At 61.8% G+C, this 12,725-nt stretch carries 9 protein-coding genes; 5 read left to right on the top strand and 4 right to left on the bottom strand.

What is annotated here, in order from left to right; genetic code table 11:
- Positions 1–160: 160 nt before the first annotated feature.
- The gene (locus AACY42_RS04265; RefSeq protein ID WP_339476844.1) at positions 161–1,942 is read right to left on the bottom strand and encodes an ABC transporter transmembrane domain-containing protein; all 1,782 of its coding nucleotides are present in this window, start codon (positions 1,940–1,942) and stop codon (positions 161–163) included.
- Positions 1,943–2,191: 249 nt separating this feature from the next.
- On the opposite strand from AACY42_RS04265, the gene AACY42_RS04260 reads away from it, so the two are divergent.
- Positions 2,192–2,371: a PA1571 family protein gene (locus AACY42_RS04260; protein WP_339476842.1), complete on the top strand. Its 180-nt coding sequence runs from the start codon at positions 2,192–2,194 to the stop codon at positions 2,369–2,371.
- A gap of 195 nt (positions 2,372–2,566) precedes the next feature.
- On the opposite strand, the gene pdxB is transcribed toward AACY42_RS04260, so the two are convergent.
- Positions 2,567–3,721 carry a 4-phosphoerythronate dehydrogenase PdxB gene (gene pdxB / locus AACY42_RS04255; RefSeq protein WP_339476839.1) on the bottom strand — a complete coding sequence of 385 codons (1,155 nt, stop codon included), beginning with the start codon at positions 3,719–3,721 and terminating at the stop codon, positions 2,567–2,569.
- Between the two features lie 295 nt (positions 3,722–4,016).
- On the opposite strand from pdxB, the gene AACY42_RS04250 reads away from it, so the two are divergent.
- Positions 4,017–5,414 carry an MATE family efflux transporter gene (locus tag AACY42_RS04250; RefSeq protein WP_339476837.1) on the top strand — a complete coding sequence of 466 codons (1,398 nt, stop codon included), beginning with the start codon at positions 4,017–4,019 and terminating at the stop codon, positions 5,412–5,414.
- On the opposite strand, the gene tusA is transcribed toward AACY42_RS04250, so the two are convergent.
- Both tusA and rlmM read right to left on the bottom strand, forming a co-directional pair.
- Complete coding sequence (tusA, locus tag AACY42_RS04245) at positions 5,411–5,662, bottom strand: sulfurtransferase TusA (protein WP_339476835.1); 252 nt, start codon at positions 5,660–5,662, stop codon at positions 5,411–5,413. The two genes, AACY42_RS04250 and tusA, sit on opposite strands and share 4 nt — an antisense overlap.
- Before the next feature lie 248 nt (positions 5,663–5,910).
- Entirely contained in the window at positions 5,911–6,984 is a 1,074-nt protein-coding gene (rlmM, locus tag AACY42_RS04240) for a 23S rRNA (cytidine(2498)-2'-O)-methyltransferase RlmM (RefSeq protein ID WP_339476832.1), read from the bottom strand.
- 172 nt (positions 6,985–7,156) lie between these two features.
- On the opposite strand from rlmM, the gene acnA reads away from it, so the two are divergent.
- The 3 genes from acnA to AACY42_RS04225 all read left to right on the top strand — a co-directional run bounded on the left by acnA (position 7,157) and on the right by AACY42_RS04225 (position 12,624).
- Positions 7,157–9,898, top strand: a complete 2,742-nt coding sequence (gene acnA / locus AACY42_RS04235; RefSeq protein WP_339476831.1) for an aconitate hydratase AcnA — start codon at positions 7,157–7,159, stop codon at positions 9,896–9,898.
- Positions 9,899–10,182: 284 nt separating this feature from the next.
- Positions 10,183–10,971 (top strand): CPBP family intramembrane glutamic endopeptidase, encoded by a 789-nt coding sequence (locus tag AACY42_RS04230; protein WP_339476830.1) that lies wholly within the window; start codon positions 10,183–10,185, stop codon positions 10,969–10,971.
- 87 nt (positions 10,972–11,058) lie between these two features.
- Entirely contained in the window at positions 11,059–12,624 is a 1,566-nt protein-coding gene (locus AACY42_RS04225; RefSeq protein WP_339476828.1) for a methyl-accepting chemotaxis protein, read from the top strand.
- Positions 12,625–12,725: the final 101 nt, after the last annotated feature.

The following is a 12,725-nucleotide window of genomic DNA, read 5'->3' as shown; positions in this document are numbered from 1 at the left end:
AAAGATGCGGGCATTTCTTTTTGCTCGGCGCGAGACCTTGTGGGGGCTTGCCCGAAAAGGCGGTGTATCAGTGACGGTGATGCTGGCTGGCACACCGCTTTCGCGAGCAAGCCCCACATACAGACCGGGGGAAACACTGAACCTGCGAACACTCGGGCTCTTAGTCGGTTGCCGTCTCCAACCCCACATTGAACTGCAACGCCGCCAACCGCGCGTACAGCGCATTGCTGGCAACCAGCTCCTGGTGAGTGCCCACCGCAACCACTTTGCCCTGGTCCATTACCGCGATCCGGTCGGCATTTTTCACCGTGGCCAGACGGTGGGCGATAACCAGGGTCGTACGGTTTTTCATCAGGTTGGGCAGGGCTTGCTGGATCAGGTGTTCGCTTTGCGCATCGAGGGCGCTGGTGGCTTCGTCCAGCAGCAGGATCGGAGCGTCCACCAGCAACGCCCGAGCGATGGCCAAGCGTTGGCGCTGGCCGCCGGACAAGCCCTGGCCGCCGTCGCCGAGGTGAGTCTGGTAGCCGTTGGGCATTTTTTCGATGAAGTCATGGGCGTGAGCGATCTGCGCGGCCTCGCGCACCTGCTCGGACGTCGCGCTCGGGTTGCCATAGCGGATGTTCTCTTCGACCGTGCCGAAAAACAGCGCCGGGTTTTGTGAAACCAGGGCGAAGTGGCGGCGCAGGTCCAGGGGATCGAGTCGAGTCAACGGCACGTCGTCGAGCAGGATCTGCCCTTGCACCGGATCGTAGAAGCGCAGCAGCAGGTCATACACCGTTGACTTGCCCGCACCGGAAGGCCCGACCAGGGCCAGGGTCTCGCCGGCCTTGATGGTCAGGTCGAGGCCGTCGACCGCATAACTGTCCGGCCGGGAGGGATAGGAAAAACGCACACCTTCGAGGCGCAAATCGCCTCGGACCCGCTCCGGTAAGGTCACAAGCCCTGAGGCCGGCGGCTGGATGATGTTCTCCGAACGCAGCAACTCGGCAATGCGCTCTGCCGCGCCCGCCGCCCGTTGCAGCTCGCCGATCACCTCGCTCAGCGTGCCGAAGGCGCTGCCGACGATCAGGCTATAAAACACAAATGCCGCCAGCTCACCACCGGAAATCCGCCCGGCGATCACATCCATGCCACCAACCCAGAGCATCACCCCCACCGCGCCCAGCACCAGCACGATCACCAGAGTGATCAGCCAGGCCCGCTGGGCGATGCGCTTGCGGGCAGTGTCGAACGCCTGCTCCACCGTCACGGAGAATCGCTGTTCATCCTGAACCTGGTGGTTGTAGGCCTGCACGGTCTTGATCTGGCCGAGGGTTTCGGAGACGTAGCTGCCGACGTCAGCAATGCGGTCCTGGCTCTGGCGCGACAAACTGCGCACCCGACGACCAAAGACCAGGATCGGTGCCAATACCAGCGGCAGGGCAATCACCACGATGCTGGTCAACTTGGGATTGGTGATGAACAGCAGCACGATGCCACCCACCACCATCAAGGCGTTGCGCAAAAATAACGACAGCGACGAACCGATCACCGATTGCAGCAAGGTTGTATCGGCGGTCAGCCGCGACTGGATTTCCGAACTGCGGTTGTTTTCGTAGAAACCGGGGTGCAAGTACACCAGATGGTTGAAGACCATCCGCCGGATATCGGCCACCACCCGCTCACCGATCCAGGACACCAGGTAAAAACGTGAAAACGTACCGATCGCCAACCCAACCACCAGCACCATGAACAGGCCGATGGATTGATTGAGCAGGTGCGGCGAGCGGGTCATGAAACCCTGGTCCACCAGCAACCGGATGCCTTGGCCCATGGACAAGGTAATACCGGCGGTGACAATCAAGGCCAGCAGGGCGCCGGCGACCTGTTTGCGGTAAGGGGCGATGAAGCCGCTGGCCAGGCGTATGGCACGGCGATGTCGGGAAGAAAGCATCAAGGGCATCCGATAATGCAGCAGGAAAAAGGTCGGCCAGCGACGCCAAAGCGTAGCGAAACCAAATTGAATCAGAATGAGTCAGGTTAAATATGACCACAACGACTAGGGGCTAGATGTTATCGGTCTAAAGTCTGGCTGGAAACGCAACTGTGTTTCTGATTGAGTGGAGGTGTCGCCATGAACCTACAAGGAGTGTCATGGCTCGGTCACCTGGCGACATTAAAGTAGGCACACATCCTGATGAGGAGACAGGCCATGTCCTTGCAACACAGCAGCGACGACAAGATTCAAGTAATCCGCACGCAACCGGACCAGTCTCTGGGCTGCTCGTTCATTGATGCCCAAGGACGCGAAGTACCGATCACCGAAGACATGATCCAGAAAGCCTGCAGCGAGCTGGAAAAGCGACTGGCCAAGCCTGCCGAACAAAAGTGATACAGCCCGTCTTCAATTGGACCCGACCTTGATGTCGGGTTTTTTATGACTGTTTCTATGAGCCTGGCTTACTGCCCATTGCCAGCGTCCTACAACCCTGTAGCGATGGGTTTCTCCCCGCTCTGCGAGAAAGCTTGTGGGAGCAAGGCGTGCCCGCGATGCAGACTCCTCGCCCCCCCCTGACCGCGTCAGCGTTCATCGCGAGCAAGCTTTGCTCTCACAGCCCAGCGCCGCCACGATCTGTTGCAAGGCCGCCGACTGCCCTTCGATACGAACCTTCAAGTTGTCGATTTCCCGCCGTGGCGGATAATGCTTGCGCAAGGCATCGAACGCACTGCGTTGTTCGCCGACTGTGCCCACCAGGCTGCGACGAAAGTTCGCGTCGTCGCCACGGGGGTCGTACACGCTCCGGCACAGCGCCGCCAAGGCCCAGGCCGGGTCGGCTTCGGCATCCAGGGTAACGCCGCCCAGCCAAGGCCGAGGCAACAGGTCGCTGAGGCTGACTTCAACCGGCCGCTCCAGGAAAGCGCACAAGGCCTGGTAGATCTGGGCGGTGCCACGCTGGCGGCCATCGAGGCTATAACCGGCAATGTGCGGGGTAGCGATCACGCACAAATCGGCCAGGTCCACATCCACGGTGGGCTCCTGCTCCCAGACATCCAGCACCGCTTGCAGGTCTTCGCGCTCCAGCAACACTTCGCGTAGCGCGGCGTTGTCGATCACCGGGCCTCGGGCCGCATTGATCAACCAGGTCCCGGGCTTGAGCCGGTTCAGACGCGCCTCGTCGAACAGGTGCCAGGTCGGTTGCTCACCGTCTCGGGTCAATGGTGTGTGCAGGCTGATCACATCGCACTGCTCGATGATCTGCTCCAGGCTCACATATTCGCCCCCCTCGGCGGCCTGACGCGGCGGATCGCAGACCTTCACGGCCCAGCCCAACCCCTTGAGCACCTCGATCAACCGACCGCCCACCTGGCCTGCGCCAACCACGCCGAAGGTTCGTTGCGCGAGCGCTGCACCTTCGATTTCTGCCAGGGTCATCAGGCTGCCCAGCACATAGTCCACCACGCCACGGGCATTGCAGCCCGGCGCGCTGGCCCAGCGGATACCGGCCTCGGCGAAATAATCCAGGTCCAGGTGATCGGTGCCGATGGTGCAGGTGCCGACGAAGCGCACCTTGCTGCCTTCCAGCAGGGCCCGATTGACCTGGCTGACCGAACGTACCAGCAGCACGTCGGCGTGTTCGACCATCGTCCGGTCGATCCCCCGGCCCGGCACCCGGCGGATTTCGCCGAACCCTTGGAAAAATGCATCAAGCAGGGGGATGTTTTCGTCGGCGACGATCAGCATGGCAAAGCTCCTTTGGCGGGAGGGGCAGTGTAGGCGTTCCGTTGGGCCTGTGCATTACCCGGAGCGCATGATGTTGTGGCAAGGGGATTTATGTGGGAGCAAAGCATTGCTCGCAATGCAGGCGCCTCGGCTCCTAGGGAGACCGCATCATCTTCATCGCGGGCAAGCCTTGCTCCCACCGGTGCTCGAACACTGAAAAAGCGATTACAAATCCACAACACAGGTTTTTTCCTGACCACTGCGTCAAGGCGTAGAATTCGCCGCCTTGCGCTTAACCTTTTCGGACGCTTGCCCCGTGAATCCTGTCATCGACACCCCCCTATCCCGCCCGGCCCGGGTTCGCCTGGAACTCAAGACTTTGCTGGCCCTGGCCCTGCCGATCATGGTGGCGCAACTGGCAACCACCGCCATGGGGTTCGTCGATGCAGTCATGGCCGGCCGGGTCGGCCCACGGGACCTTGCGGCCGTGGCCCTGGGCAACTCGATCTGGGTGCCGGTGTTCCTGTTGATGACCGGCACATTGCTAGCGACAACGCCGAAAGTTGCCCAGCGTTTCGGTGCCGCTACGTTCGACGAGATCGGGCCGCTGGTGCGCCAGGCGCTGTGGTTGGCATTGGTGGTGGGGTTGATCGCGACGCTGGCGCTGCTCAGCGCCGAACCGATCCTGCATATCATGAATGTGGATCCTGAATTGATTGGCCCATGCATGGAATACCTGCAAGGCATCGGCACGGGCCTTCCGGCCGTAGCGCTGTATCACGTCCTGCGCTGCTTCAGTGACGGCCTGGGGCGCACACGGCCGGCGATGGTGCTGGGGCTGTGCGGCCTGGCGCTGAACATTCCGCTCAATTACATCTTCATCTATGGGCACCTAGGCGTGCCCGCCATGGGCGGCGTCGGTTGCGGCTGGGCTACGGCCATCGTCATGTGGGTCATGGCCCTGGGCATGGCCGGTTGGGCCCGGTGGGCACCGGCCTATCAGTCGAGCCAGTTGTTCAGCCGTTTCGACTGGCCGCAATGGGCGGTCATCAAGCGCCTGCTGGGCATCGGCCTGCCGATTGGCATTGCGGTGTTCGCCGAGTCGAGTATTTTCGCGGTGATCGCACTGCTGATCGGCAGCCTTGGTGCCACGGTGGTGGCCGGACACCAGATCGCGCTGAACTTCAGTTCCCTGGTGTTCATGATCCCCTACTCCCTGGGCATGGCCGTCACGGTGCGGGTCGGCCAGGCCCTGGGCCGTCGTCAGCCTCGCGAAGCGCGCTTCGCTGCTGGGGTGGGCATGGCCACGGCCCTGGCGTACGCCTGTCTGTCGGCGAGCCTGATGTTGGCGCTGCGCGGGCCTATCGCGGCGATCTATACCGCCGACCCGGTGGTGATCGAAGTAGCTTCGATGCTGATCGTCTACGCGGCGCTGTTCCAGTTTTCCGATGCGATCCAGGTCACGGCGGCAGGCGCGTTGCGCGGCTTCCAGGACACCCGGGTGACGATGATCCTGACCCTGTTCGCCTATTGGGGCATCGGCCTGCCGGTGGGTTACACCTTGGGCCTGACCGACTGGCTCGGTACCGCCAGCGGCCCGAGCGGATTGTGGCAAGGCCTGATCGTGGGTTTGAGTTGCGCGGCGCTGATGCTATCGATCCGCCTGGCACGCAGCGCGCGCAAGCAGATCCGCCTCAGCCGCTCGACGGATTAAGCAAGTTTCTTGCGAATCCAGTAGAGATAAGTGCCCGCTTCCTCCTGCTGGGCCACCAGTTCGTGGTCCAGGAACACGCAAAACTTGGGGATATCACGGCGAGTCGAGGGGTCGGTGGCGATCACTTTCAGCAACCCACCGGGGGCTAGGTCGCGGATGTGCTGGTGCAGCATCATCACCGGCTCCGGGCAATTGAGACCGGTGGCATCCAGCGTGCCGTCCACCGGCGTATCGTTCATGTCACTCATGTTCTACTCCTGAAACTGGCCGGCATTGTCGCGCAATGTCGGCGCGCTTAACAGAGGTGCATCACCCCTGTGGCGAGGGAGCTTGCTCCCACTCGGCTGCGCTGTAGGAGCTGTCGAGCGAAGCGAGGCTGCGATCTTTCCATTGGCGCTTGAGTTCCAAGTGAAAGATCAAAAGATCGCAGGCTTCGCCAGCTCCTACACCGCCCAGCGGGAGCAAGCTCCCTCGCCACAAAAGCTCGCTACATGCTTCAGCGGGACTTCGGCTTCTTGGTATCCAACCGCCGCAGATGGCACGTCACTTCCTCGCGGTCGTGGTACAGCTGCTTGCAACCGATCTCGACCTTGATCCCCCGAGCCTTGAAACCCTCGGCGATGCGTTCGAGCAGGCGTTTGACCTCGGCATAACGCTGTTTCATCGGCAGCTTGAGGTTGACCACGGCCTCGCGGCAATGCCCTTCGCCAATCCACTCTTCCAGCATTGCCGCGTTGCGGGCCGGTTTCTCGACAATATCGCAGACCATCCAGTCCACCGGCTGCTTGGGCTTGAACGTGAAGCCGTCTGCCATCAGATGCTGCACCAGGCCGGTGTCCATCAGGCTTTCGGCCATCGGGCCATTGTCGATGGCGGTCACCAGCATGCCCCGGTTGACCAGTTGCCAGGTCCAGCCACCCGGCGCGGCACCGAGGTCCACGCCGGTCATGTCGCTGTGCAGGCGCTCGTCCCACTGGTCCCGGGGAATGAAATGGTGCCAGGCCTCTTCAAGCTTGAGGGTGGAACGGCTCGGCGCTTCCCGGGGAAACTTCAGGCGGGGAATGCCCATGGGCCACATCGCCGAATTACCGGATTCGGCCAGGCCCAGGAACACTTCGCGGCCACTCTTGAAGGTCAGCAGCAGGCGCGGCTTGCGCGGGTCGTCCACCAGTTTGCCGGCGCCAATCAGCGCCTTGCGCAAGGGGCCTTCGAACTTTTTGCAGAAGTTCGACAGTTCCTTGCCGTCGTTGGTATCCACCACTTCCAGCCACAGGCTGCCACAGGTCGGGAAAGCGGCCATGTGGGCCAGGATGACGCTGATGCGATCGGTTTCCGGCAAATCGATGAAGGTGCCGCGCGCCCACTGGCGCGGAAAAATCAGTTCGGCGAAACGCTGGCCGCCCATCAGCCGCTCGGCACCATCGTCTTCGGTGCAGACAAATTCAGCGCAGGCACTGGCCGGTTTGGCCTTGGCATAGCCGGCCACGTTGAGGCGGGCCGCGTGCTCGGCGATCTCGGAACAGACCTCGCCTTCGAAGCCCGGCCGGCAGTGCATGAAAAGCGTGTTCATTGAAACTCCGTAGCAAAGCCTGTCACGAAAACCGCCGCATGATAGCGGAGTTCGGAACCGCGAACCTGCCCATAGAGTCCAGTGATTAGTCATACGCTCAAAACAGGGCTAGGTTAAAGGCTCTGTCCGTTCCGTCAGTCCGTAGCCGTGCGGACTCAAAGGAGTGATTTCAATGCCATCCCTCGATAGCCTGAAAACCCTTAAGACACTGCAAGTCGACACCAGGACCTACCACTACTTCAGCCTGCCGGATGCCGCCCGAAGCCTGGGCGATCTGGACAAACTGCCGATGTCGTTGAAGGTACTGCTGGAAAACCTGCTGCGCTGGGAAGATGAAAAAACCGTCACCGGCACCGACCTCCAGGCCCTGGCCGGGTGGCTCAAGGAGCGCCGTTCCGACCGCGAGATTCAATACCGCCCCGCCCGGGTGTTGATGCAAGACTTCACTGGCGTCCCCGCCGTGGTCGACCTGGCCGCCATGCGTGCCGCCGTGGAAAAGGCCGGCGGCGATCCCCAGCGGATCAACCCGCTGTCGCCGGTGGACCTGGTGATCGACCACTCGGTGATGGTGGACAAATTCGCCAGCAGCCAGGCGTTCGAGCAGAACGTCGACATCGAAATGCACCGCAACGGCGAACGCTACGCCTTCCTGCGTTGGGGCCAGAGCGCTTTCGACAACTTCAGCGTGGTGCCGCCGGGCACTGGGATCTGCCATCAGGTCAACCTCGAATACCTGGGCCGCACCGTGTGGACCAAAGAAGAAGACGGTCGCACCTACGCCTTCCCGGACACCCTGGTGGGCACCGACTCCCACACCACCATGATCAACGGCCTCGGCGTACTGGGCTGGGGCGTCGGCGGGATCGAAGCGGAAGCCGCCATGCTCGGCCAGCCAGTGTCGATGCTGATTCCCGAGGTCATCGGCTTCAAACTCGTCGGCAAGCTGCGCGAAGGCATCACCGCCACCGACCTGGTGCTGACCGTCACGCAGATGCTGCGCAAGAAAGGGGTGGTGGGCAAGTTCGTCGAGTTCTATGGTGATGGTCTTGCCGACCTGCCCCTGGCCGACCGCGCTACCATCGCCAACATGGCCCCGGAATACGGCGCCACCTGCGGCTTCTTCCCGGTGGACGATGTGACCCTGGACTACTTGCGCCTGTCGGGACGCCCTACGGAAACGGTGAAATTGGTGGAGGCCTATTGCAAGGCCCAAGGCCTCTGGCGCTTGCCCGGCCAGGAACCGGTGTTCACCGACACCCTGGAGCTGGACATGGGCAGCGTCGAAGCCAGCCTCGCCGGACCAAAACGCCCGCAGGACCGGGTCTCGCTGCCGAATGTCGGCCAGGCTTTCAGCGACTTCCTGGGGTTGCAGGTCAAACCCACCAGCAAAGAAGAAAGTCGCCTGGAAAGTGAAGGCGGCGGTGGCGTCGCAGTGGGCAATGCCGATCAGGTGGGCGAAGCCGAATACGAATTCGAAGGCCACACCCATCGCCTGAAAAACGGCGCGGTGGTGATTGCAGCGATCACCTCGTGCACCAACACCTCCAACCCCAGTGTGATGATGGCCGCCGGGCTGCTGGCCAAAAAAGCCGTGGAAAAAGGCCTGGTCCGCAAGCCCTGGGTCAAGAGTTCCCTGGCGCCGGGCTCCAAGGTGGTCACCGACTACTACAAGGCAGCCGGCCTGACCGAATACCTGGATAAACTCGGTTTCGACTTGGTGGGCTATGGTTGCACCACTTGCATCGGCAACTCCGGACCGTTGCCGGAACCGATCGAAAAAGCCATCCAGAAAGCCGACCTGACGGTAGCCTCGGTATTGTCGGGCAACCGCAACTTCGAAGGTCGGGTGCACCCGCTGGTGAAAACCAACTGGTTGGCCTCGCCGCCGTTGGTGGTCGCCTATGCCCTGGCCGGCACCGTGCGCATCGATATCAGCAGCGAGCCACTGGGCAATGATCGGGACGGCAAGCCGGTGTACCTGCGGGACATCTGGCCCAGCAGCCAGGAAGTGGCCGCCGCTGTGGCCCAGGTCAACACCAGCATGTTCCACAAGGAATACGCCGCGGTGTTTGCCGGTGACGAGCAATGGCAGGCCATCGAAGTGCCGCAAGCGGCGACTTACGTCTGGCAGGACGACTCGACCTATATCCAGCACCCGCCGTTCTTCGACGACATCGACGGCCCGCCACCGACCGTCAAGAACGTCGAAGGCGCCCGGATCCTGGCCCTGCTCGGAGACTCGGTGACCACCGACCACATCTCCCCGGCCGGCAACATCAAGACGGACAGCCCGGCCGGTCGCTACCTGCGCGAACAGGGTGTGGAACCGCGAGACTTCAACTCCTACGGCTCCAGGCGCGGCAACCATCAGGTGATGATGCGCGGCACCTTCGCCAATATCCGCATTCGCAACGAAATGCTCGACGGCGAAGAGGGCGGCAACACGATCTACATTCCCAGTGGCGAACGAATGCCGATCTACGACGCGGCCATGCTGTACCAGGCTGCGGGCACACCACTGGTGGTGATCGCCGGCCAGGAATATGGCACCGGGTCGAGCCGGGACTGGGCAGCCAAGGGCACGAACCTGCTGGGGGTCAAGGCGGTGATCGCCGAAAGCTTCGAGCGCATCCATCGCTCCAACCTGGTGGGCATGGGCGTGCTGCCGTTGCAGTTCAAGCTCGACCGTAACCGCAAGAACCTGAACCTCACGGGCAAGGAAACCCTGGAGATCCTGGGACTCAATAACGTCGAACTGACGCCGCGCATGAACCTGCCCCTGATCATTACCCGCGAGGACGGCAGCCAGGAGCGAATTGAAGTGCTATGCCGGATCGATACCTTGAATGAAGTGGAATATTTCAAGGCCGGCGGGATCCTTCACTATGTGTTGCGGCAATTGATTGCCGCTTGAAAAAAACCGCCTCTATGGCGAATACAAGCCTGGACAAATACCTGTGGGAGCGAGCCTGCTCGCTCCCACAGGTTCGGTAAGTTATTGCCAGTTATTTATTAGGCGCTGTTTTTATAGGGGCCCGCCTATAATCCCGCCGGCACTCACGGAGCAGAGTCCGCCAACGGCTTGCCCCTCCTGCGCATGAGCCTGCATGGACACAAATGTGCCCTTTGCGCGACACGGTGGCGTCGAAGCCCCAACGGCCGCTCTCGCCCCGAGCTCTTCCGCTAAAAGGATGTTGTATGCCCGCTTTACCCTGGCTTCACCTGGCCCTCCTCTCCACAGGCTACGGTCTGGCGCTGGTCTACGGCCATTTGACCTGGACGGCTGTCATCTCGGTCGCGCTATTGCTGTTTGCCGGGTATGCGGTTCGCCAACAGCAAACGCCGGTAGGCCAGTTTCTCGGGCACGCCCTGTTCCTGATCATGGCCCTGGCGTTGGCCCTGCACTGGATGCCTGGCTTCTTCAACGGGCGGGTGATTGCGGCGCAACGCTTGACCGACGACGCCGCGCCGTTTGCCATGTACCTCAACCAGGACAAGCCGCTGATCGGCTTCTGGCTGTTGCTGGCCTGCCCCTGGATCATCGGTCGGCGCCCGTTGCGCCTGTCGGCCCAGGCCACGGCATTGGGCCTGGCGTTGAGTGCGGTGCTGGCCCTCGGCGGGGCCGTGCTGCTGGGCATGATCCACTGGGCGCCAAAGTGGCCGGATCACGCCTGGTTGTGGGTGTTCAATAATCTTTTATTGGTGACGCTCGTGGAGGAAGCGCTGTTTCGTGGCTACATTCAGGGAGGCCTGAGTCGGCGCTTCAAACATTTGGCCCACGGCGACAATCTGGCACTGCTCCTGGCCTCACTGCTGTTCGGCCTGGTACACGCTGGCGCAGGTTGGCAATGGGTGCTGCTGTCGGGACTGGCGGGGGTCGGTTATGGCCTGGCGTATCGTTTTGGCGGACTGGGCGCGGCGATTGCCACGCACTTTCTCCTCAACCTGCTTCATTTCGCCCTATTTACCTATCCGATGCTAGCGTGATAGCGACAGGCAAAAATAACCTCAATTAAAACCTGATAGCGCCGACAACCTTTCATAGCCTTTCAGAGCCTTGCGGATCGACACATCATGCGTAACAACCAACCCGTCACACAACGCGAAAGGACCTTCCCGGCCCAGCAACGATTGATTTCGACCACCGACGCCAAGGGCGTAATTACCTACTGCAACGACGCGTTCGTTGACATCAGCGGGTATTCGAAGGAAGAACTGATTCGTTCACCGCACAATCTCGTGCGCCATCCCGACGTCCCATCCGCGGTGTTCGCGCACATGTGGGGCACGCTGAAACAAGGCTTGCCATGGATGGGCATCGTCAAGAATCGCAGCAAGAACGGCGACCATTACTGGGTCAACGCCTATGTCACGCCCGTGTTCGAGGGCAATCAGGTGATCGGCTACGAGTCGGTACGGGTCAAACCCTCCGCCGAACAGATCGCCCGCGCCGAAGCGCTTTATCAACGCCTCAACCAAGGCAAGTCCGCCGTTCCGGGCAGCGACAAATGGGTGCCCGTACTGCAGGACTGGCTACCGTTTATCCTGGTCAGCCAGTTGAGTTTCATCGTCGGCGCTTTCCTGGATTCCTCCTGGGGCTTTGCCCTGGCCGCCCTGTTGTCGGTGCCGCTGGGGCTGTTGGGCTTGCAATGGCAGCAACGCGGGATCAAGCGCCTGCTGCGCCTGGCCGAGCAAACCACGTCCGACCCGCTGATCGCCCGGATGTATACCGACAGCCGCGGCGCCCAGGCACGCCTGGAGATGTCGATTCTCAGTCAGGAAGCGCGCCTGAAAACCTGCCTGACCCGTCTGCAGGACACTGCCGAACACCTTAACGACCAGGCTCGCCAGTCCAACACCCTGGCCCATGACAGCTCCAGCGGCCTGGAGCGCCAGCGGGTGGAAACCGAACAGGTCGCCACTGCCGTCAACCAGATGGCGGCAACGACCCAGGAAGTCGCCAGCCACGTGCAGCGCACCGCCGACGCCACCCAGGAAGCCAATCGCCTGACCAGCCGCGGCCGCGACATCGCTGGCGAAACCCGCGAAGCCATCGAGCGCCTGTCGGTGGTGGTCGGTGAAACCGGCCACACCGTGACCCAACTGGCCAAGGACAGCGACGAGATCGGTGGCGTGGTAGACGTGATCAAAGGCATCGCTGACCAAACCAACCTGCTGGCCCTCAACGCCGCCATCGAAGCGGCCCGCGCCGGTGAGATGGGTCGCGGCTTTGCCGTGGTGGCGGACGAAGTGCGGCAACTGGCACAACGCACCAGCGAATCCACCGGGCAGATCCACGCCCTGATCGCCAAGCTCCAGCAGACCGCCACCAACGCCGTGCAGACCATGGACGCTGGCCATCGCCAGGCCGAAGAAGGCGTGGCACGGGTCATGGAAGCGGACAAGGCGCTGGTGGGGATCAGCGAAGCGGTGGCCCACATCACCGACATGACCACCCAGATCGCCGCCGCCACCGAGGAGCAAAGCTCAGTGGCCGAGGAGATCAGCCGCAACATCAGCAATATCTCGGAACTGGCCGACCAGACCTCTGGCCAGGCCCACAGCTCGGCGCTGCTGAGCGAAGAACTGACCCGTACGGCCAACACGCAGTACTCGTTGGTGGAGCGGTTTAACCGCTGATAGATGTCGGATTGAGCAAAAAACCCGGACAGCGAAAGCTTCAGGGTTTTTTCTTACCATTTTAAAAAATAGCGTCGCGTAACCCGCCTTCGCGAGCAGGC

Source organism: Pseudomonas sp. RL_5y_Pfl2_73 (assembly GCF_963970515.1).
Lineage (GTDB): Bacteria > Pseudomonadota > Gammaproteobacteria > Pseudomonadales > Pseudomonadaceae > Aquipseudomonas.
Note: the sequence above shows the minus strand (reverse complement) of the source record. Positions and strands in the feature narration are given on the sequence as shown.